Raw genomic sequence first — 20,742 nt, forward strand, 5'->3', positions numbered from 1 at the left:
ATATTTACATACTTAAATGTGTTACTTAATTTCATTATATACTTTATGTCAAGTTCAGTCCCGCAGGGAATAGGGGGCATAGCAATACGAAGAAGAATAACACAAAAAGAGGCAGTAACCTCCGAGTCGGTTCGGATGGTTACTGCCTCTTTGATATGAATAGACCAATGCATACGGCTGTTACGCTTGGGCTATTGTTTGTCGGCTTAATAAGTACAACTGAGAGAGAATAGTTATGTTACAAGGCGAAATATAAATTAATAAATGCCTTAGTACGTAATACTTATTATTTATTATTTACTATTTAATTTATTATTTTGCAGGTTTCTGAGCTTCAGTGTCAGTTTTGTCGATGATGATATCGGTTTTCTGAGCTTCTAAGTTGCTCTGAGCCTGTGCGTTCTGCCAAGTAGCAGCGATTTTAGCGTCTTCTACTTTTTTCTGTTGAGCTTCGGCCGGAGTAATAGCGATGTCCGGTTTGTTTTTCAACTGGTAGTCGCGGTTAACAAGGTTAGCTACTACAGTTTCTAAAGCAGCGTCAGCTGTGTTAGGCTGGATAGCATGGCCTGCACCGTTAGCGTTGGAAGTGCTCTGAACGTTTTCAGAGTTGTTAGGGTATACGTCTTTCTGGTAAGCGTATAATGTGTTGTTAGCGAAGTCTAATTTGTAGTTTACTACATCGGTAAGACCTGTGTTAGGGTTTACGGCAGCTGCCTGGAAATCAGCTGTATCTGTATTTACATCGTAGTTAACGGAAGGAACGTTAACACGAGTTGTGTAGTCAGCGTCGGAATGTACCCAGTACCATTGATCGGCCGGTAAAGTTTTAGCGGAAGCTACGCCCGCAACTGTTGTTAATGCTAAACCTAATATTAATAATTTTTGTAATTTCATAATATATAATCTCCCTTCGAATATCAATAAATTTTGAATATCGATTTTTTTCTATATCATTATTATAGCACAATAAAAACAAAGAGTTCAAGGGAGTGGACTAAAAAAATCGAAATTTTTAGTAATTCAATCATCGAAAGTTAGAGATTTGACCTATATTGCCAAGGGTTTTACGTATTTATTGAGGTGGCTAAAATTTTTGCATTAAGTCATTTGAACTACTCATTTATAGGCAAAGCAGCATAAGTTTAATACGATAATAATAGCTTTTTAGACAGTTGTTTAGGAGGCTATTTTTTACTGTTAAAACTAATGACTTAGGTAAAGGGGAGGTAATTATGGTGACTGAAACACACAAAAGTCAGATGCCGAACAAAGAAGTAGCAACGAAAAGGCAGCAGGCTAAACTGTTGGCAACGCGCGATAGAATGCTGATAGAAGGCAATGATTGGGGCGATACTTTCTGGGGTATGGTCGATGGCGAAGGGGAGAATAACTTGGGTAAAATACTGATGCGCGTTCGCGAGGAAATAAAGACTGATTTAAAGGGGAAATTTGAACAAGAAAATTGAGCAAGAAAATTAATATAACTAATGAAGGGCAATGCATTGCTTAAAGATGAAAAAGGTTAGGAATTTATGTAATTGCATATTCTGTGTGGACAAAGTGCCACGAAATACCCGCTGGGAATGCTCACATTACAACGAGATTCACTAAACGCATAATACCTATGATTTATTTGATATTAACACTAGCGCATAATGTTTTTTACTGTTATTATAAGATGTAGTAGATTATCTAAATTTTTGATTAAAATAGAAATAATTAAGATGAATTTAGTGTGAAGAATAGTAAGCAGAAAGAAACGACGGACATTAACACTGTTCGGCAGGAAGGATGTGTATTATGCGAGAATTTCGTTGTGATTCAGAGGCTATGAGAAAAGGGTATTTGGCATTGGCGGCTCAAGTGAGCAAGGCGCTTGAAAAAGGCACATTGTCTGTGCATGATACACTGCAATTAGTTGTGATTGACGACGTAGTAGTTAATTGGTATGGCAAGGATGCATTCGATGGTCGTTATGCTGAAAAGCCGGATGATGTATTGTTACAGATGGTAGCGCAAGCGCGCTATGAATTTGAAAAGCCATATTTTGAAGAGCATAGTATTGCTACGTTAGCGGCGTTGGCCAATAAAAAGCCGGTTGTGAAAACGCCTAAGTCGGTGGTAGAGCAAGTATTTACGGACAGTGAAGCGGCCAAAATTTGGGAAGTTGGTTTGACGGCTGTTATTAAAGCGTGTCAAGGGGGCGGCCTCAATCGTTTTAACGAAAGAGAATGTCGCAACAGTGACGGCACGTTCCTCATCAGCGAAGCGGGCATGAATCGTCTCTTCGGTGAACGTTTGGATGATCAGGGGATGAGTATTGTCTTCATGCATATCGGTTCGGAAGAAGCCATGTTGGTTCGCTCCAAATTGCGCAAGATTTTTGAAGCACGCGGCGTTGCCGATGTAGAAGGGGCTTTGCATGAACGTTTGGGTCAAGTGATTACGTCTTGCGTGAAAGCGATTGCCAACGGTCATACCGTAGAGCTTTTGAAGACGATTGAAGATGTGGCCAAAGATGTGGGCATTGTGTCGAAGGTGGTCAAGGTTGTTACTGATTTCAGACGCTATAACCGCATCGTGTGGGCGTACCTCTATTTATTGGTTGATAGTGATGAACTGGAAACTTGGCGCATGGTGGCCGAAGGCACGGATATTAAAGCGCTCATGGCGGCTGTGGCTAAGAAATAACCAATTACATGCGTATTTTACTTATATTAAATGAGCACTTTGCTTAATTGTTTAATATATGTTTTTGGATAATACTTAATTAAGAAATTAACTAATTTACTTAAAATTTGAATAAAAAATTATAAAAAACAGACTTAAGAGGTTGTAAGACTGCAGTAATAATGCGGTTTTATGACCTCTTTTTGAGTTTAGTAAAATGTATGTCAAATAGGTATGAGTTTTTGTAAAATTTTACTTGAAAAAATAGCAATCATGAGCGAAAATATATTTGTAATATATTTTCTTAAGTAGTTTATTAAATGTGAGGAGCGGAGATTATGTCAGAACTAAGATGGAATCCATTGCTCGGCACATGGACGATGGTAGCGTCAAACCGTAAATTACGTCCCACTATGCCAAAAGATTGGTGCCCGTTTTGCCCGGGAGAAGGGAAAAAGGTACCATCCGAATTTACCGTGTATGCCTATGATAATGATTTTCCGGCTCTAACCCAACATCCGGAAGCACCGTTTGTGGATGAAACAGGTTTTTACAAGAGCGCAGAAAATCATGGTAAGTGCGAAGTTATCTTGTACTCGCCGCGTCATTCGGTTAAATTCTATGAATTGTCCGTAGGCCATATTATCGACCTGTTGGAATTAATTTCGGATCGTTGTACGGCTCTTGCAGCGGATAAGAAGATTAAGTATGTCTATCCGTTTGAAAATAAAGGGGAAGCCGTAGGCGTAACGATGCCGCATCCTCACGGACAGATTTACGGATATCCGTTCGTGCCGCAGAAGATTGAAACGGAACTTAAGAACTGTAAGGACCATTATGAAGAAACACAGCGTTGCTTGCTCTGTCAGATGAACCAAGCGGAACAAAAATCGGATTTGCGTATTGTAGCCGAAAATGACAGTTTCTTAGCGTATATTCCGTTCTTTACGGATTATCCGTACGGCGTATTCGTTGTGCCGAAACGTCATTTCAGCATGCTTTCCGAATGTACGGCCAAAGAAAAAGAAGATTTGGCTCGTATGTTAAAAGTGGTTACCCACGCATTCGACGAATTATTTAATGCACCGTTCCCGTACATGATGGTTTACCATCAACGGCCGGTTAACTCGCCGGAATATGATGATGCTAACGATTATTATCATTTCCATATTGAATTTTATCCGCCATTTAGAGAAGCTAATAAGATTAAATACTATGCTTCCTCGGAAATGGGCGCTTGGGCCGCAGCCAATACGAGCGCAGTTGAAGAAACGGCACCGGTTTTGCGTAAGCTGGTGACGAAGATTATAGAAAGGGAAGAAAGTAATGACTAAAGAGGAACTGATAGCTAAATTTATTGAGCAATTCGGCGATACCGGAGAACCCATTGATTGCTATTTTGCCCCGGGGCGTGTGAACATCATTGGTGAACATCAGGATTACAATGGCGGTCATGTGTTTCCGGCCGCTCTGACTTGCGGGATTTGGGGCGCTATGCGCCTGCGGGACGATTCTAAAGTTCGTCTTTATTCTGAAAATATGGAAGCCACAATTGTGGTAGATATTAATGATGATTTCGTTTACGATGAAGCTCATGATTGGGCCAACTATCCGCTTGGCATCATTGAATATTTGAAAAAAGATGGTTACACCTTACAGGGGATGGATTTATTCTACAGTGGTAATTTACCGGCCGGTGCGGGGCTTTCATCCTCTGCTTGTATTCTCGATTTAACGGGTTACATGTTGTGGACACATCTTGGCAAGACGCCGATTGACCGCACGAAGTTGGCAGAAATGGCACAGCAGGTTGAATACAATTTCGTAGGCGTTAAAGTGGGTATCATGGACCAATTCGCCATCAGCCACGGCAAAGAAGGACACGGCGTGCTCCTCGACTGTACGGCTATGGAGTTTGAACATGTACCACTTAACTGGGGCGATTACCACCTCATCATTATGAACACCAATAAAAAACGCGGCTTAGTTGATTCCAAATTTAACGAGCGTAAAGGTGAATGTGATGCGGCTTTGGCAGAAATCCAAAAACATCATCCTCTATCGGGCCTATCCCTGGGTACCTTAGAGGACTTGGATCTCATCGAAGATGATGTATTGCGTCGCCGTGCTCGTCATGCGATCACTGAAAACCTACGCGTTATGGCCTTCATGGATGCCCTTCGTGAAGGCAATACGGCAAAGATTGCCGAAATTATTACGGCTTCTCATGAATCCTTACGTTATGACTATGAAGTAAGCGGTTTGGAATTGGATACGATGGTAGAGATTGCGCGTAAGCAACCGGGCTGTTTGGCATCGCGTATGACAGGCGCCGGTTTTGGGGGCTGTGCGATTGCTTTGGTAGCAAGCGATAAGGTAGAGGCTTTTAAAGAAGCTGTACCAAAACTTTATGAAGAGGCTATTGGCACTGTACCGACCTTATATGATGCTGAGATAGGCGATGGCGTATATAATTTATAGGCTTTCGGGAAGGGGACAAGATGCAAACTAAACAGGCACTCAATAATGACGAAATAATTTTAAATTATATACGTCGTAACGGCTCTGTTTCAAAAGCAATTATTGCTCGTAATACGGGCATTACACCACCGACGGTAACCAATATTTGCAGTACGTTGGCTGAAAAAGGTCTTATTTATGAAGATCGACAGGAGCGCAGTGCATTGGGGCGGCCGTCGATGCTGTTGAAATTTAATGAGCAAAAAGAAATGATGCTGATGGTTCACGTACGTACTCATAATGTATTTTGTTATGTAGTGCAATCGGGGGGCATTATTTTATATCAGATGCAACAGTCGATTATCGGCCTTTCATCAGAAGAAATATTAAATACGATTTATCATTGTATCGAAGATATCATTGAGGATATGCGTTGGACGATTGCTGCTATCGGCCTCATCTTACGCGGCCCCGTGGATTCGCAAAAAGGAATTTCCATTTTTTCACCAAACGGTAAATGGTCCAATATTCCGTTCAAGTACATTTTGGAAGAACGGTTCCAATTACCGGCTTATGTGGAAAATGATGTGCGCTGCTTAGCTACCGGCGAATATTATTACGGCAGCGGCAAAGGCATTGAAAACCTCTTGGTTTTGAAATTCAGCTACGGTCTCGGCGCCTCTTTGATTTATCACGGCTCGCTTTATCGTGGTTACAATGATTATGCCGGCGAAATCGGTTACTCCGTCATCGATATTGATGAAACAAAAGAGGATTCCTTCACACGTTTAGAAGAAGTGGCATCGGAAACAGCCATTCGGGAGTATGTGTTGACGGAAATCAAAAAAGGTCGCTTATCCAAAGTAACTGACAATGGAGCCATTATAAATGATGCATTCCGGGTAGAACCTATTTATGAGGCTGCCGTGGAAGGCGATGAAATTTGTTTGGAAGCCTTGAATCGGGTAGGCAAATACTTAGGCATTACCTTAGCTAATTTATATAACATGATTAACCCGCAGCGCATTGTCGTAAGTAGCGCTATGGGCAATGCGGTGGGGACCATGGATCCGATATTACGTACCGTATTGGAAAAGAATTTACATCGGGCACAATCCGTCGATTTGGTTTACTCCGGCAACGGTAGTTATTACACATTGCTGGGCATGGTGGATATTGTCAGCAGCCGCAGAGCCGGTGAAGTATGGCTCAATGGGCGTTAAACGAACAGTTGGTAGATACGCTAGAAGAAAGCGAATTATAGAGTCTACATTTTCGTCTCAAAGGAGGAATTTCTCGTGAAAAAGGCATGGAAAGCAGCAATGTTGGCTACCTTCGCAGTAGGTACCTTAGTAGTGGCAGGTTGTGGCAGTGATTCCACATCCGGCAGTGGTGATTTACCACAAGTAGGTGTGGCTATTTACAAGTTTGATGATACCTTTATGAGCGGTGTACGTGCGCGTATCGATGCTGATGCTAAAGGCAAAGCTAAAGTTGATATCGTAGACAGCCAGAACTCGCAGCCTACACAAAATGAAAAAGTTGACTTGTTCCTTAACAAGAAATACAAAGCCATCGGGGTTAACATTGTTGACCGTCCGGCAGCCGGCGGGATTATCGACAAAGCTAAAGCAGCTAATGTTCCTTTAGTATTCCTTAACCGTGAACCATTAAAAGAAGACATGGCTAAATGGGATAAAGTTTACTATGTAGGCGCTAAAGCTGAACAAAGCGGCGAAATGCAGGGTAAAATCTTAGCTGATTACTTCAAGAAACATCCGGAAGCATATAAGAGCAACGATAATGTATTACACTATGTACTTATCAAAGGTGAACCGGGCCATCAGGATGCAGAACTTCGCTCTAAATATGTAATTGAATCCCTCAAAAAAGAAGGTATTCAGGTACAAGAAGTGGCACAAGATACAGCTATGTGGGACCGCGTTAAAGGTCAAGAAAAAATGGCTGCTTTCTTATCCAGCTACGGTGATAAGATTGACGCAGTTATCGCAAATAATGACGACATGGCTTTAGGTGCTATCGAAGCATTGAAAGCTGCCGGTTACTTCCAGAACGGTAAATATATGCCGGTTGTAGGCGTGGATGCTACGGCTCCTGCAGTACAGGCTCTTAAAGACGGCACTTTATTAGGTACTGTTCTTAACAATGCGAAAAAACAAGGCGATGCTGTATTCAACTTGATGCTCGTATTGGCTAAAGGGGAAGCTCCAACTAAAGAAAATACAGGCTTTGAAATTGTTGACAAACAATATATTTGGGTTCCTTACGAAATCGTAACGAAAGAAAATGCAGATCAAATCTTAGGTGATAAGTAGTCATTGCAGTAGGTAGGGAGGCTTGTTGCAGGCCTCCCTCACTTACTGAACCGGTAGGAGGGCAAGCATGAGTGAATATATTTTAGAGATGCAACATATATCAAAGTCATTTCCCGGCGTTAAAGCATTGAATGATGTATCTCTGCGGCTCCGTCCAGGTTCGGTACACGCGCTTATGGGCGAAAATGGAGCTGGGAAATCGACCTTGATGAAATGTTTATTCGGCATCTACAAGCAAGATGAAGGACAAATTATTCTGGACGGTGAAAAGGTAGACATTACCGATTCCCGTACCGCATTAGGCCTTGGTATTTCTATGATTCACCAAGAGCTCTATCCTGTATTACAACAGACTGTTATGGAAAACTTATGGCTTGGCCGTTTTCCGCTTAAAAGTTATGGTCCGTTGAAACTCGTTGACCATAAAAAAATGAAGGCCGACACAGAGGCTCTTTTTAAGGAAATAGATGTTGATATTGACCCGTTGGAATTGGCTGGGAACTTATCCGTATCCAAACTTCAAAGTATTGAAATTGCTAAAGCGGTGTCGCATCACTCTCGCATTATCGTAATGGACGAACCAACTTCTTCTTTGACCAGTGATGAAGTAGAGCATTTATTTAAAATCATAAACGGGCTCAAAGCAAAAGGGGTTGCCATTATTTATATATCTCATAAAATGGAAGAAATCCTCCGCATATCCGACGAAGTAACGATTATGCGTGATGGTAATTATATAGGCACTTGGCCGTCAGACGAATTGACCACGGACCTCATTATTAAACGCATGGTTGGCCGTGAAATGACGCAACTTTTCCCTGAGAAAACCAATGTACCGGGGGAAGAAGTATTGCGCGTAGAAAATATGACATCCATTCGTGACCATTCCTTCAAAGGTGTAAATTTCTCCCTTCGTAAAGGTGAGGTTCTCGGTATCGGTGGTCTCGTAGGGGCGCAGCGAACCGAGGTTATTGAAGCTCTGTTCGGACTTCGTCACTTGGCGGATGGTAAAATTTTTATCCACGGCAAGGAAGTTAAAATCCGTAGTCCGCGCGATGCGAAGAAACATCATATCGCGCTCCTCACCGAAGAACGACGGGCTACCGGTATTTTCCCGATGCTTAATATTGTCGATAATAATACGATGGCTTGCATGCCGAAGTATCGCAATAAAGTAGGTCTCTTAAATGACAGATTGCGTGAAATCGACACGGAGGAAGGCGTAAGCTCCTTGCGTATCAAGACGCCGGATACGCAGACCCGCATTCAATCCTTATCGGGCGGGAATCAGCAAAAGGTATTGATTTCTCGCTGGTTAAATACGAATCCGGAAATCCTCTTACTTGATGAACCGACTCGTGGTATCGACGTAGGGGCCAAATATGAAATCTACACGATTATCAATCGCTTGGCTACCCAAGGCAAAAGCGTAATCATGATTTCGTCGGAAATGTCCGAATTGCTCGGCATGAGTGACCGCATCATGGTTATGAGTAACGGTAAAATGGAAGGGATTCTGGATGCGAAAGACGCAACGGAAGAGAAAATCATGGAACTTGCTACGGCAGGTTTATTATAGGAGGATATGACTTATGAGTGGATCTCGCGTTAGCAAGTTTATGACACAAAATGCTATCTACATCGTACTCGTTGTATTGGTAGCTGCTATATCAATTTATAGCCCTAATTTCTTATCAATGACCAGTTTTCGGGATATTTTAATTCAGTCGTCACCGCGTGTTATTATTGCCCTTGGTTCAGCTATGATTCTGATAACCGCAGGCTGTGACTTGTCAGCCGGTCGTGTTGTTGGTTTAACCGCGGTTGTTTCGGCGTCTTTATCACAGTTGCCAAGTTATCCGCATCCGTTCTTTGAACAGGCGCCAAATTTACCGACTTTCTTACCGATTATTATCGCCATTGCCGTAGGCGCTTGCGTTGGTTTGGTGTCCGGTTTAATCGTAGCGTACTTGCGTATCGTACCGTTCATCGCAACCTTGGGTACTATGGTTATGACCTATGGTGTTTGTTCCTTGTACTTTGACATGGAGCCAAACAACTCTCAGCCAATCGGCGGTTTACGTCCTGAATTTACCGTATTCGGTTCCGGAGCTATGGATTTAGGCTTCATGACGATTCCTTATATCGTTATTATTGCTGCAGTTATCTCCTTTATTATGTGGATTGTGTATAACAAAACAGTACTTGGTAAAAACATGTTTGCCATCGGTGGCAACGCTCAGGCAGCTGTTGTATCCGGTATCAACGTAGGTGCTACCTTAATTGCCATTTATGTAATTGCCGGCGCCCTTTATGGTGTAGGCGGTATTTTGGAAGCCGCTCGTACCGGTGGTGCAACAAACAACTATGGTAACATGTACGAATTGGATGCCATCGCCGCAGCCGTTGTAGGTGGTGTATCCATTACCGGTGGTGTTGGTACGGTACCGGGCATCATTGCCGGCGTACTTATCTTTACGGTAATCAACTATGGCCTCACTTTCGTAGGCATGGGCCCATACTGGCAGCTCATCATTAAAGGCTTAATCATCGTTATCGCCGTAGCTGTTGACGTACGTAAATACTTGGCCCGTAAATAATTGACGACAGATTAGGTAGTCAATCGAAATGATTCTGTACGTATATATGTACACCCTGTGAGTATATATACGCAGATGCCAACATGATTACATATTGTAATTTTTGAAAATATGAATTAATTAAGATGTTTAAAAAAGCGCCGTTAATGAATGAATTTTTCATTTATTAACGGCGCTTTCTGTCTTTGTATAAATGTGTTGCACTATTTGATAATCAAGATTTTAGAGCGATTAGGAATGACTATTGATTGTGGAAAGTAGCATTATTTGATTGTAAAATTTGATTATAAATATTGCACGATATATTATTTATGTTATATAATATAAAAAGGTTATTTGAAGAAGTCGTGAAGCGAAAGTTGAGAACCGCTTTAAAAATATATGTATTGCTTTGCGTTAAGTATGCATATTTATAAATTAGGTATAGGGAAACAATGATGCGTATGCCAGTAACAATACTTGTACCGGTATATGTATCGAGCTTGCATAAGCCTTGGCAGATTAATTATGGGCGAGTGTATGCTTTTGACAAGAGAATCAAAATACATTAATAGAGCTATAGCCATGGGAATCGGCTATAGCATATTAGTGTTTTTTGTGTTTGTGTGGTGATTTTGGTACGTGTAATACTAGAAAGTTGAGTAATATGCAATGAAGCGTACGGGATTTGTGGTAGCCGTCTTCTTAATAGGAATCATAGTGATTCTTGGAGGCTGGCTTTTAGGGATAATCGGGAGAGATGACGGGCGCACTTTGGGGGAACGGCTTGATGCAGCTTATCACGCCTATATGCCTATGTCGGGAACGAAGCCACTATATATCAGGCAATTAGTGGGGCCGGATATGGGCACGAAACGAACTATTTTATGGGAAACAACTGAATTTGAAGCAAATGCTGTGGTTGTCTATAAATTAAAAGGTGAGGCTGATAGCGAGGCTAAAACTTTGTGGGCGACGACGGACAAGATTAGAGAAAATCAGACGACTCGCTATGTATACCGTGTTGATTTGTGCGATTTAGAGCCCAATCAAGAGTATGTTTTCCAGGTGGGGAAGCAAGGTCATACCGATGGTGAATGGCACTCCTTTAGTACGCATAAGATGGATAAAATGTCATTTCTTGAAACAAATAAGCCGCAATCTTGGGTTATCCCTAAGACAAGCGGTTCGGTGCAGATTGTAGGGGTCAAGAAATACGATACCCATTTTTGTTTGCATGGACCGAATCATGATTGTCCGGATGTTCATCCGAATACGCTGATTTGTTATGATATTTAATATTTTTTTCCATATTCTTCTTGACTTGAAGTTAACTTCAAACTATATAATGACTATATAAGATATTGAAGATATTCGATGAGCTGTTTGGTTGTATACAGTTTGTGAGATAACGTGTGAGATAACATGTATGAGATATCATGTGGGATCACATGTATGAGATAAGAGGAGTAACGATATATGGAAGAAAAAAAGAGAAGTAAAAGTTGGTTTACGTGGGTAAGTGCAATGGCGGTGCTGATTGTTGTCATGGGGGTCATTATCAGCTCAACTGCTTGGGGCTCCGGTATGTTGCGCCAAGGGCGGACATTGTATTATGAATTGATGCCGCAGGCGGGGACTGAGGCTATGTATGTACGGCAATTAATTACGCCGGACATGACGCACTCTCGCATTATCATGTGGGAAACGCACGCACCGGAAGCCGATCCGGTGGTACTTTATAAAATAGCCGGCGCATCGGATAGTACGATTGAGACTGTACCGGCTACGATGGAACGCTTTGAAGAAGATAAGACGGTGCGCTATATATACCGGGCGGAGCTTACCGGTTTGACGCCGAATTCAACCTATGAATATCAGGTGGGCAAAAATGTGATTACCAAAGGTTGGCATACCTTGCATACGATGGACGAAAGCAGTTTTACCGCCTTGATTTTTCCGGACTCCCAGTCCTCGGACTATAGCGGGTGGCAAAGCTTGGTAAACACGGCCTATAAAGAAAATCCGGAAGCCACGTTTTTTGTCAACATGGGTGACCTTGTAGATAATGGTGAATCGGCTTATCAGTGGGACGCTTGGTTTGGCGCGGTGGAGCCTATGATTGCGAATATTCCTTTTGTCGGCGTTAGCGGCAATCATGAGTACTATTCGCTGGATTGGCAGATAAAAGAGCCGACTGCGTATGACCATTTCTTTAAATTTGATGCACCAAAGGCTGAGCCCTATAGCGAGGCTGCCGGCGATTCTTCCCGACGTGCTTTTTATTCCTACGATTATGGCGATGTTCACTTCGTGGTGCTGAATACGCAGTTTAACGAGATGAATGAAAGCTATCGCGATGAAGTGCGTAATGAACAAATGGCATGGCTTGAAGAAGATTTGGCGGCTACGACTAAGCCTTGGAAAGTAGTACTCATGCACCGTGATACCTTCAGCTATCCGAATACGAAGGTGGCACGCATGACGGCCGGATTCAGTGATATAGGTGAATTATTCATGCCGGTTTTTGAAAAATACAATGTGGACATGGTATTGTCGGCTCATTATCACATGTATCGTCGTCGCGGCCATGTGGAAAACTTCCAACGCAGTGAAAACGGACCGTACTATATCATTACCGGTGTAGCGGGTGATGTGAAATATGCCGAGATTTGGAAGGACCATCCGCTGGATGAGTATGTGTCACCTTATCTTGACGGGGATAATTACTTAGTCCTTCGTAAGGATAATAATAGTTTGACCGTTGATGCGTACTTGGCTGACGGCACGAAGTTTGACTCGATTACGTTGCGTAAATAAAGCAAGTAACATTATAAGTGCCTAATTTCGCAATAACATAATAATTGGATAGTTCCGCAATAGCATTATAATTGCTTGATTTCGTAATAGGATTATAATTACATAATTTCGCATATAGCGACGTCATATAAAGTAAAAAGGAAGTAACGACTTCATCAATGAAATCGTTACTTCCTTTTGTATTAGCTGTTATAGTGATTCCGATTATAGTTTACCCAACGCTTCAGCCAAGGTATCGGCTACATACCACAATTCTTCTTTAGTATGGTCCGCCGATACGGTTAGGCGCAAGCGGCTTTCGCCGGGCGCCACGGTCGGTGGGCGAATGGCCGTCAAGATAATGCCTTTTTCGAATAATTGATCTTGAACCGCCAAGGCTTTTTCATCAGACCCTACGATGATGGGGAAGATCGGAATGGCATTGTGAGCCACCGGGATGTTGTGACGCTCTAAATATTTTGACATATCGTGTACGTTTGCACGCAACTGAGCGATATGATACGGTTCTTTTTCTAAAAGAGCCAACGCAGCTTTAGCGGCCCCTACGGCAGCCGGCACTAAAGCGGTGGAGAAGATAAAACTGCGGCTGTGATTAATTAAGGTATTGATGATTACCTCGTTGGCGCATACATAGCCGCCTTCACTGCCGAGGGCTTTACTGAGGGTGCCCAGTTGAATATCTACGTCATCGCTTAAGCCAAAGTGATGAGCTACCCCTTTGCCTTCGCCGATAATACCGGTCGCATGGGCATCGTCAACCATAACTAAAGCACCGTGCTCTTTGGCTAAATTTACAATGGCCGGGAGATGGCAAATGTCACCATCCATGCTGAAAACGCCGTCTGTCACAATGAGTCGTTTGCCCGTTGCCGGTAAGTCCGCAAGCAGCTCGTCTAAGTGTTTCATGTCGCTGTGACGATATACATGCACGTTGGCGTCGCTGAGACGGCAACCATCGATGATGCTGGCGTGATTTAATTCATCGCTGAGGATGTGATCGCCCGGTTTCATGAGACCGGAAATGGTGCCCACATTGGCCATGTAACCTGTGTTGAAAACCAATGCTTTGGTAGTGCCTTTAAAAAAGGCCAAATCTTCTTCCAGTTCCGTAATCATCGGATTAGTGCCGGACGTGAGGCGAGCGCCGCCGGATCCGGTGCCGTAAGTTTCAATGGCTTTTTGGGCAGCCGCCATGACATCCGCATTATGGGTAAAGCCCAAATAATTGTTTGAGGCCATCATTAAATACTTTTTGCCGTCCAACTCGATATGCGTACTATCGATAGGCGTATAGGCGACACATTGACGAAAACGATGTTCTTCTTTGAGCACTTCCAGCTCTTGATTCATTTGTTCCCAGATGGCTTTTCTAAACATAGTAACTCCCCGCTTATAATTAATAATCTACGATAAAAAACGTTTTTAATTATAATAATCTCTCTGAAATTTCCTACCTTTATTATAACAAAATTTGCTAAATCGTTTCAATTGTTACCAAAACGGTAGTTTCTTCCAAGTAATGGCGCAAGGAGTCGAGGTCAGTGTCAGGTTTTACAAAAAAGATGCGACCGCCTCGTTGATCGCCCAGCTCTTTGACCGGCGTTAAGCGGTGATAGGTGTGGCCGTAACTTACATAACCTACGGCGTAGTCCGGGTCGTCGGAGACGCAAAATTCGCCGAGAATATCCGGGTAACCTAATACTTTGGAGGCCAGTACCAACGCTTCTTCGAAGTGAACACCGGTATGACCTTGTTTTTCAAAGTGAGGGATAGCGTCGGCCGGATCGGCAAAGGCCATGCGGCTGACACGCACGCCGCGCAGGCCCAAATCGTCCATCCGTTCACCGGTTTCGGCGTTGCAGATTAAAGCACCGCGCATGTTTTCCGGTTGACTGCGAAGGGTAAAGAGGGCTTTTTGAATGGCTTCGCGATTAATGCCGGAGGTTTCGAGGAGACGGTACGCAGCTTCGAGACCTTCCGCTACGGAGTCGGCTTTGGTGATGGCAACGTCTAAAGCCGGTTTATATACGATGTCGTCATCTTCGATGGCATCGATGGTGATGCGGATAAAGTCGGCACAGCCTTTGCTGTGAGTTAACGCTCTGGTTACGAGTTCAGAGGCTGTTTGCGCTAACTCTTCTTTACTTAAAATTCGTTCGGCCCCGGAAATATGGTGGCCGCCGTTTTCATGGGCACCGCCTTTAGCCGAACGCATACGAATACTATAAAGCATTGGCCTTATCACCTCCGGAGAGTGCCGGAACAGAGCGACGAACGCGGGACAACACTTTGACTAAGAGTGGGGAGAAGATGGCGGTAAAAATATAGCCCGGTACGGCCATAAGAATCATTGCCATAGCTAATTTACCGAAGAAGAGACCCAAGGTGAGGCGGGCAATGATAGAAGCAATCGGACCGGCAATTACCTGGGACCAGACGGCTCGGTGACCTAAATAGAGAACGGCCCCGGCAATAACGCGGAATTGCATCTGAATCGCTACATTTAATAAGTTGTGGGTGCCCAACATGAGGGAAATGGCACTGGCTAAGCAACCGGCAATGATATAGCGTTTAAAGCCGAATACACAGCAGATGGCAACGGCGAGTGGCGCGGATAGCTGGAATTCTATGCCGGGAATCACATTCGGTAATTTAATAGCGCCTGTAATCCCAATCATGGCGGCCAAGATGGCGATTTCGCAAATGAAACGAATGTTAGAATTTTTCATACGTAAACCCCTTTTCTAAAAATAATACCCCTAATACCTATTGTTAACCTTTATGTAAACCTATTGCGGATAAAATGGTTAACATTTGAGAATATTATACCCCAGTCGGTGTATACTGTAAATGAGAATTTTAAGAAATTTTTGTACAAATTTTTTCAGGAATATCATAGAGAAAATGTAGGAAAATAAAGTTATATCAGCGTTTATGTTAAAAAGTACAAGTAGTTTGACAGGAGAGATTTTTATCAACTAGATGATAAAACGTATCCCTGCAGATTAAAGCGTAGAATTAGCAATTGACCTATCTCTAAAAGTCATATCAATTTACAAAAAGTAATATGACATGAGCCCCTTTAATCTCTGTTGCAGATTTGATATAATAAAATAGTATAAAAGGTCCGTTGAAGGGGACCGTTCACAGTCAAGGAGGACGATATTGTGGAATTAGTACAAAACTTAAAAGCAAAAGTAAAACCATTAGGCAAGAAAATTGTATTACCTGAATACAAAGATGCTCGTGTATTAGAAGCTACTGAATTAATTCTTAAAGAAGGTTTTGCCACCCCTGTATTGGTTGGTAACCCTGAAGAAGTTAAAGCATTGGCTCAAAAAGAAGGCTTCAACGTTGACGGTGCTGAAATCATCAACCCTGAAACTTATGATCGTTTACCTGAAATGATCGACATTTTCGTAGAAAAACGCGCTAAAAAAGGTATGACTCCTGAAAAAGCAAAAGCCACTATGCTTGGCGATTGCTTATTCTTCGGTGCTATGTTGGTACACCTCGGTGTAGTTGACGGCATGGTAGCCGGTTCTGCCAGCCCTACGGCTAATGTATTGCGTGCCGCTTTACAGGTTGTAGGTACTAAACCTGGTCTTAAAACCGTATCCAGCTCCATGTTTGTTTTCTCTGACAAAAAACAATATGGCGACGACGGTATGCTCGTATTCTCCGATTGCGGCGTTATCCCTAACCCAACTTCCGAACAATTGGCTGACATCGCTATGTCTTCCGTTGAAAAAGCTCGCAAAGTTGGCAATATGGCTAACCCTCGCGTATCCTTCTTATCTTTCTCCACTAAAGGTTCTGCGTCCTCTCCTGAAGTAGATAAAGTAGTTGCAGCAGTTGAAATGTTGAAAGAACGCAATGTAGATTTCGACTTCGACGGCGAATTACAGCTTGATGCTTCTATCGAACCATCTGTTGCCGAACGCAAAGCTCCTGGCAGCAAAGTAGCTGGTAAAGCTAACATCTTGATTTTCCCTGACCTTCAGGCAGCTAACATCGGTTACAAATTGGTACAACGTTTTGCCGGTGCTACCGCTCTTGGACCATTGATTCAAGGTTTGGCAGCTCCTATTCATGACTTATCCCGCGGTTGCTTCGCTACTGATATCGTTGATGTTGTAGCTATTGCCGCAGCTGAAAGTGTTGAATAAGAATTTCATATAGCGAATGAATAATAAACTCCGTTATTGTAGTAGGTTTTTGAAAAACTCTGACAATAACGGAGTTTTTTAGCTTGTGTTTTATGGTATAATAAAAGTTGTTAGTAATAATATTATCAATAAGGCGATTCTTAAGACCTGTTTTGGCTAAGATATTTTGCTTACTATAATCTATGACTCTTAAGTAGAGGTGATACTATGAAACTATATTATTTAGAACACAGCGGTTTTATGCTTGATGCCGGTGATACCTGCTATATCTTTGATTATTGGAAAGATGAAGCGCAGGTTGTCAAAAAAGCGCAAGCGGCAGGTAAAGTATTGTGGTTCTTCGTGACCCATTGGCATGGCGATCATTATTCGCCGGCTATTTTAGATTTTAACAGCCCTACAACGCGTTACATCGTGCATACCGACGTGCCACATAAAGATATGCCTAAAGAACGAACTACGGTTATGGCCGTAGGGGATACGACGTACGTTGAAGACCTTAAAGTTACCATGTACGGCTCCACCGATGAAGGCGGGTCCTTCTTAATCGATACCGGTGATGCTACGATTTTCCATGCCGGCGATTTGAACTGGTGGCATTGGCTCGGTGATACGCCGGAAAATATCGACTTTGCTCGTGATTTTGCGGCCAAGGAATTTAAACGTATTGCCGGCATCACGCCGGATCTTGCCATGTTCCCGGTAGACGATCGCTTGGAAGCGGCCCGTGAATGGGGCGCCTTTGAGTTCTTACATGCAGTAGGACGTTTGCCAAAACTATTTGTACCGATGCATCGTCACGGTCCGGTTTGGGAACCTTCGTTATACTTTAAATCCTTGTATGAACATATGCCGGTTTGGAGTCCGAAACATACGGGCGACAGCGTTGAATTAGAAGAGTATGGGATTGAATAATTCGATTGAGTTTGGTGAGTAGAGTATTGAATAGTTCGAAAGGATTGAGTATGAAACGACGAACGGATTGGCCGATTGCCACCGGCTTATTGTTTTGTATGATGATTATATTTTTAGGCGTCTATCCGTTTCGCCAAGAGCCCTTATTCGGCTTTTTGACTCATGTAAGCGGTGCCGCCATGATCGGCGGCCTGGCTGACTGGTATGCGGTGACCGCATTATTTAAAAAGCCTTTAGGCATTTCGTATAAAACGGCCCTTATACCGCGCAGTAAGGCCCGCTTGGTGGAAACGGCTCGTTATATGATGGTGGAAGAACTCCTCAGAGTTCAGCCGGTATATACGATTATTAAAAAAGAACAGTTGCCGAAGCGCATTCTCATGTACTTTTTGAGCGATGACGGGCGTAAACAATTAAATCAATTCATCGAAGAAGTAGGTTCACAGTTAGGCAATCGCTTTGACGGAGCACCCCTTCGCAAGGAAGTGACAGGCGCTATTAAGCAGGGCGTGGAGCACTGGGAAGTGGTACCACTCCTCATTCGTTTTGGTCATCTTTTGATGAAATATGAAACGGCGGAGACGTTGTGGCTCTACCTTAATCGCATGGCGCAGCGACTCATTGGTTCTGAAGGTATCCAGCCGTATATTACGGGTATCGTGGCAGCGATGATGAGCCGTTATGCGGAAAACTCCTTTTGGCGAGAGCTGGCGTTAGCCCTCGGCAGTGACAGTTTTTCACCGGAACGGGTGGCTGAATTAATTCAGCGCAAAGCAACGGAGTTTTTACGCTCGCAAGAATCGATTTATTCCCCCATGGGGCAGTATGTGTACAATAAGGTGCTTTGGCTCTTATCTGAGCTGGAGCGCAATAAAGAGTGGCGCGCGTACATAGAAACCAAAAAGAATACATGGCTTATGGATGCCTTGGAAGATGTAGATATGGCCGGCGATACTAAAGCTTGGCAGGGAATTTTCAAACGGGCTCAAGAAGAAGCCGAATCTTATGCGCGCAGTTTATTGCAGGATAAGGCCAAAATGCAGAGTTTGGAACGTTTACTTTTGTATCAACTGGTTCCGTTACTTCGTAAATTGCGGCCGTTTGTAGATACATCGGTAGTGCGTGAATTAAATTCCTATTCGCCGGAACGCTTGGCCGATTTGATCAAAGGTAAGTTATATCACGATTTGCAGATGATTCGTATTAACGGCTCCTTGGTAGGTGCTGTGTTGGGCGGTCTCTTCTATGTGGCGGCGCAACTCGTGCAAGGAGGTGTTAGCTTATGATTGGTGGTGTACCGTATCGCGTATGGGCTAATCGGATATTAGCTGGCTCCGCCGTTTTATACGCCCTGGTTTTTGTGGGGCAGTTCTACATTACCGCTACCTGGTATGAAGCTTTATATTGGCTCGTTCAATCGGCGCTTATCGGTTCCGTGGCGGACTGGTTTGCCGTGACTGCCTTATTCCGTAAACCGCTGGGCTTCCCGTATCATACGGCGCTCATTCCGCGCAATAAAGAGCGCATGATTTCCGGTTTGGTTAACCTCATTGAAACCCGTCTTTTGACTTTGGACCAGTGCCAGCGGGCTTTGAAGTCGGTGAAATTCGTGCCTTATATTGACGGTTATATCAAGAGTGATAAGGGCCGTCAGTACATTCGTAAGGCATTGCGCAGTTTGCTCCATGTAGTGTGGCATAGTCGCAGTGAAAGGGAGTGGGCTGCTTGGGGTGCTGAGAAACTTCGTTATTTCTTGTATCGCCAGTCGATTACGGGACCTTTACAGCAGTTTTTAACGGATGTTTGTAAAACCAATAAGCACGAAACTACGATTATTAAGGGCATCAGGCTGCTGCAGGAAGCTCTCGATAAACCGCAAGTTTTGTTCTGGCTTACGAATACGATTGATCGTGAGATTCAGGCTCGTAAGGAAAATATTCTGTCCGCCATTCTTATTGGTGCTTCGGAAACCTTTGACATTATTAATGCCCGCGATATGGCCATGGCCATGTTGCGCGAGCTCTACATGATATTGGAGCGGTGGAAACAGCCAGGCAGCACGGAGCGTCTTGTGTGGATGCAGCAGTGGCTTGGTCCTTTGCAGGAATTGGCCTATAACAGCACCGTCGGTAAAGCTATCGACGATGTGTGGCAACGCTGGATTGACGAACAAGATTGGGAAGCTGTTTTGGAAAGTTATGTGTGTCCGTACATTCATAATGTAATCCACATGTCGGATAAAGAAGATACCTTTGAAGAAGGTACACCGGTTAATGTATTGGAACAGTCGTTACAGGAGTTGTGGGCTGTTTACAGTAAAAATCCGGAATTGGAAGCTAAATTGGAAAACATGTGTCAGCACATGGCCGGTTATGTGTTATTGCGCAGTCATGCGCTACTGGGCGTCATTGTGCGACAGGTACTGGGCTCACTCAGCACAGAGAAGTTTATCTATTTCATCGAATCGAAAGTAGAGGATGACTTGAGCTGGATCCGTATTAACGGTGCTTTGGTAGGTGCTGTATGCGGCCTCGGCGCTTGGAGTTTCTTACACTTTATCTATGAACCGCTTTTGGCTTTGTGGGGATTATAAGAATATTTTGTAGTGAAAAAATAAACGGTCTTACTTCGCGAGTTATAGGACAAAAAGTGTGTGTAAAAAGTGATGTAAACCTAGATAGATACTGGGTTTATAGCACTTTTATCTTTTTTTGACAAAGATAAAGGGTGGACAAAAAGTGTGTGTAAAAACATGCGTGAACCCACATAACTACTGACTAAAATGGTATTATA

18 protein-coding genes are annotated in these 20,742 nt (G+C 43.3%); 14 read left to right on the plus strand and 4 right to left on the minus strand.

Features of this window, described 5'->3' with window-relative positions:
- Positions 1-312: 312 nt before the first annotated feature.
- On the minus strand, positions 313-894 hold the full coding sequence (locus CCC71_RS03670) for a hypothetical protein (RefSeq protein WP_021840807.1): 582 nt from the start codon (positions 892-894) through the stop codon (positions 313-315).
- Positions 895-1,232: 338 nt separating this feature from the next.
- Between CCC71_RS03670 and CCC71_RS03675 the strand changes: the two genes are divergently transcribed.
- The 10 genes from CCC71_RS03675 to CCC71_RS03720 all read left to right on the plus strand — a co-directional run bounded on the left by CCC71_RS03675 (position 1,233) and on the right by CCC71_RS03720 (position 12,865).
- Positions 1,233-1,466: an NADAR family protein gene (locus CCC71_RS03675; RefSeq protein WP_021840808.1), complete on the plus strand. Its 234-nt coding sequence runs from the start codon at positions 1,233-1,235 to the stop codon at positions 1,464-1,466.
- A gap of 334 nt (positions 1,467-1,800) precedes the next feature.
- Positions 1,801-2,691 carry a helix-turn-helix domain-containing protein gene (locus CCC71_RS03680; protein ID WP_021840809.1) on the plus strand — a complete coding sequence of 297 codons (891 nt, stop codon included), beginning with the start codon at positions 1,801-1,803 and terminating at the stop codon, positions 2,689-2,691.
- 317 nt (positions 2,692-3,008) lie between these two features.
- Positions 3,009-4,004: a galactose-1-phosphate uridylyltransferase gene (gene galT / locus CCC71_RS03685; protein WP_021840810.1), complete on the plus strand. Its 996-nt coding sequence runs from the start codon at positions 3,009-3,011 to the stop codon at positions 4,002-4,004.
- Complete coding sequence (locus CCC71_RS03690; RefSeq protein WP_021840811.1) at positions 3,997-5,151, plus strand: galactokinase; 1,155 nt, start codon at positions 3,997-3,999, stop codon at positions 5,149-5,151. Before galT ends, CCC71_RS03690 begins: the two co-directional genes overlap by 8 nt.
- A gap of 20 nt (positions 5,152-5,171) precedes the next feature.
- Positions 5,172-6,353, plus strand: a complete 1,182-nt coding sequence (locus CCC71_RS03695; protein ID WP_021840812.1) for an ROK family transcriptional regulator — start codon at positions 5,172-5,174, stop codon at positions 6,351-6,353.
- Between the two features lie 75 nt (positions 6,354-6,428).
- Positions 6,429-7,466, plus strand: coding sequence for a galactose ABC transporter substrate-binding protein (locus tag CCC71_RS03700; protein ID WP_021840813.1), 1,038 nt, complete (start codon positions 6,429-6,431; stop codon positions 7,464-7,466).
- Positions 7,467-7,533: 67 nt separating this feature from the next.
- Complete coding sequence (locus CCC71_RS03705) at positions 7,534-9,045, plus strand: sugar ABC transporter ATP-binding protein (RefSeq protein ID WP_021840814.1); 1,512 nt, start codon at positions 7,534-7,536, stop codon at positions 9,043-9,045.
- Between the two features lie 13 nt (positions 9,046-9,058).
- Positions 9,059-10,066, plus strand: coding sequence for a galactose/methyl galactoside ABC transporter permease MglC (gene mglC, locus CCC71_RS03710; protein ID WP_021840815.1), 1,008 nt, complete (start codon positions 9,059-9,061; stop codon positions 10,064-10,066).
- 651 nt (positions 10,067-10,717) lie between these two features.
- Positions 10,718-11,344: a fibronectin type III domain-containing protein gene (locus CCC71_RS03715; protein ID WP_021840816.1), complete on the plus strand. Its 627-nt coding sequence runs from the start codon at positions 10,718-10,720 to the stop codon at positions 11,342-11,344.
- Positions 11,345-11,524: 180 nt separating this feature from the next.
- Entirely contained in the window at positions 11,525-12,865 is a 1,341-nt protein-coding gene (locus CCC71_RS03720) for a purple acid phosphatase family protein (protein WP_021840817.1), read from the plus strand.
- Between the two features lie 204 nt (positions 12,866-13,069).
- On the opposite strand, the gene bioF is transcribed toward CCC71_RS03720, so the two are convergent.
- The 3 genes from bioF to CCC71_RS03735 all read right to left on the minus strand — a co-directional run bounded on the left by bioF (position 13,070) and on the right by CCC71_RS03735 (position 15,594).
- Positions 13,070-14,242 (minus strand): 8-amino-7-oxononanoate synthase, encoded by a 1,173-nt coding sequence (gene bioF / locus CCC71_RS03725; protein ID WP_156704559.1) that lies wholly within the window; start codon positions 14,240-14,242, stop codon positions 13,070-13,072.
- Positions 14,243-14,339: 97 nt separating this feature from the next.
- The gene (locus tag CCC71_RS03730; RefSeq protein ID WP_156704557.1) at positions 14,340-15,098 is read right to left on the minus strand and encodes a 6-carboxyhexanoate--CoA ligase; all 759 of its coding nucleotides are present in this window, start codon (positions 15,096-15,098) and stop codon (positions 14,340-14,342) included.
- The gene (locus CCC71_RS03735) at positions 15,088-15,594 is read right to left on the minus strand and encodes a hypothetical protein (RefSeq protein ID WP_021840820.1); all 507 of its coding nucleotides are present in this window, start codon (positions 15,592-15,594) and stop codon (positions 15,088-15,090) included. Before CCC71_RS03735 ends, CCC71_RS03730 begins: the two co-directional genes overlap by 11 nt.
- Positions 15,595-16,032: 438 nt before the next feature.
- Here CCC71_RS03735 and pta point away from each other — a divergent pair, with 438 nt between their 5' ends.
- The 4 genes from pta to CCC71_RS03755 all read left to right on the plus strand — a co-directional run bounded on the left by pta (position 16,033) and on the right by CCC71_RS03755 (position 20,542).
- Positions 16,033-17,034 (plus strand): phosphate acetyltransferase, encoded by a 1,002-nt coding sequence (pta, locus tag CCC71_RS03740; RefSeq protein ID WP_021840821.1) that lies wholly within the window; start codon positions 16,033-16,035, stop codon positions 17,032-17,034.
- A 207-nt stretch (positions 17,035-17,241) separates the two neighbouring features.
- Positions 17,242-17,949, plus strand: a complete 708-nt coding sequence (locus CCC71_RS03745) for an MBL fold metallo-hydrolase (protein ID WP_021840822.1) — start codon at positions 17,242-17,244, stop codon at positions 17,947-17,949.
- 50 nt (positions 17,950-17,999) lie between these two features.
- The gene (locus CCC71_RS03750; RefSeq protein ID WP_021840823.1) at positions 18,000-19,235 is read left to right on the plus strand and encodes a DUF445 family protein; all 1,236 of its coding nucleotides are present in this window, start codon (positions 18,000-18,002) and stop codon (positions 19,233-19,235) included.
- Positions 19,232-20,542 carry a DUF445 domain-containing protein gene (locus tag CCC71_RS03755; RefSeq protein ID WP_296333008.1) on the plus strand — a complete coding sequence of 437 codons (1,311 nt, stop codon included), beginning with the start codon at positions 19,232-19,234 and terminating at the stop codon, positions 20,540-20,542. The genes CCC71_RS03750 and CCC71_RS03755 overlap by 4 nt, the downstream gene beginning before the upstream one ends.
- Positions 20,543-20,742 lie beyond the last annotated feature (200 nt).

Source organism: Veillonella sp. LMAG:90, from assembly GCF_008679445.1.
GTDB lineage: Bacteria > Bacillota > Negativicutes > Veillonellales > Veillonellaceae > Veillonella_A.

Bases quoted from the DNA above. Each gene is read 5' to 3' on its own strand.
- CCC71_RS03670 (WP_021840807.1), bottom strand. From the start codon at position 894: ATGAAATTACAAAAATTATTAATATTAGGTTTAGCATTAACAACAGTT.
- CCC71_RS03675 (WP_021840808.1), top strand. From the start codon at position 1,233: ATGGTGACTGAAACACACAAAAGTCAGATGCCGAACAAAGAAGTAGCA.
- CCC71_RS03680 (WP_021840809.1), top strand. From the start codon at position 1,801: ATGCGAGAATTTCGTTGTGATTCAGAGGCTATGAGAAAAGGGTATTTG.
- galT (WP_021840810.1), top strand. From the start codon at position 3,009: ATGTCAGAACTAAGATGGAATCCATTGCTCGGCACATGGACGATGGTA.
- CCC71_RS03690 (WP_021840811.1), top strand. From the start codon at position 3,997: ATGACTAAAGAGGAACTGATAGCTAAATTTATTGAGCAATTCGGCGAT.
- CCC71_RS03695 (WP_021840812.1), top strand. From the start codon at position 5,172: ATGCAAACTAAACAGGCACTCAATAATGACGAAATAATTTTAAATTAT.
- CCC71_RS03705 (WP_021840814.1), top strand. From the start codon at position 7,534: ATGAGTGAATATATTTTAGAGATGCAACATATATCAAAGTCATTTCCC.
- mglC (WP_021840815.1), top strand. From the start codon at position 9,059: ATGAGTGGATCTCGCGTTAGCAAGTTTATGACACAAAATGCTATCTAC.
- CCC71_RS03715 (WP_021840816.1), top strand. From the start codon at position 10,718: ATGAAGCGTACGGGATTTGTGGTAGCCGTCTTCTTAATAGGAATCATA.
- CCC71_RS03720 (WP_021840817.1), top strand. From the start codon at position 11,525: ATGGAAGAAAAAAAGAGAAGTAAAAGTTGGTTTACGTGGGTAAGTGCA.
- bioF (WP_156704559.1), bottom strand. From the start codon at position 14,242: ATGTTTAGAAAAGCCATCTGGGAACAAATGAATCAAGAGCTGGAAGTG.
- CCC71_RS03730 (WP_156704557.1), bottom strand. From the start codon at position 15,098: ATGCTTTATAGTATTCGTATGCGTTCGGCTAAAGGCGGTGCCCATGAA.
- CCC71_RS03735 (WP_021840820.1), bottom strand. From the start codon at position 15,594: ATGAAAAATTCTAACATTCGTTTCATTTGCGAAATCGCCATCTTGGCC.
- CCC71_RS03745 (WP_021840822.1), top strand. From the start codon at position 17,242: ATGAAACTATATTATTTAGAACACAGCGGTTTTATGCTTGATGCCGGT.
- CCC71_RS03750 (WP_021840823.1), top strand. From the start codon at position 18,000: ATGAAACGACGAACGGATTGGCCGATTGCCACCGGCTTATTGTTTTGT.
- CCC71_RS03755 (WP_296333008.1), top strand. From the start codon at position 19,232: ATGATTGGTGGTGTACCGTATCGCGTATGGGCTAATCGGATATTAGCT.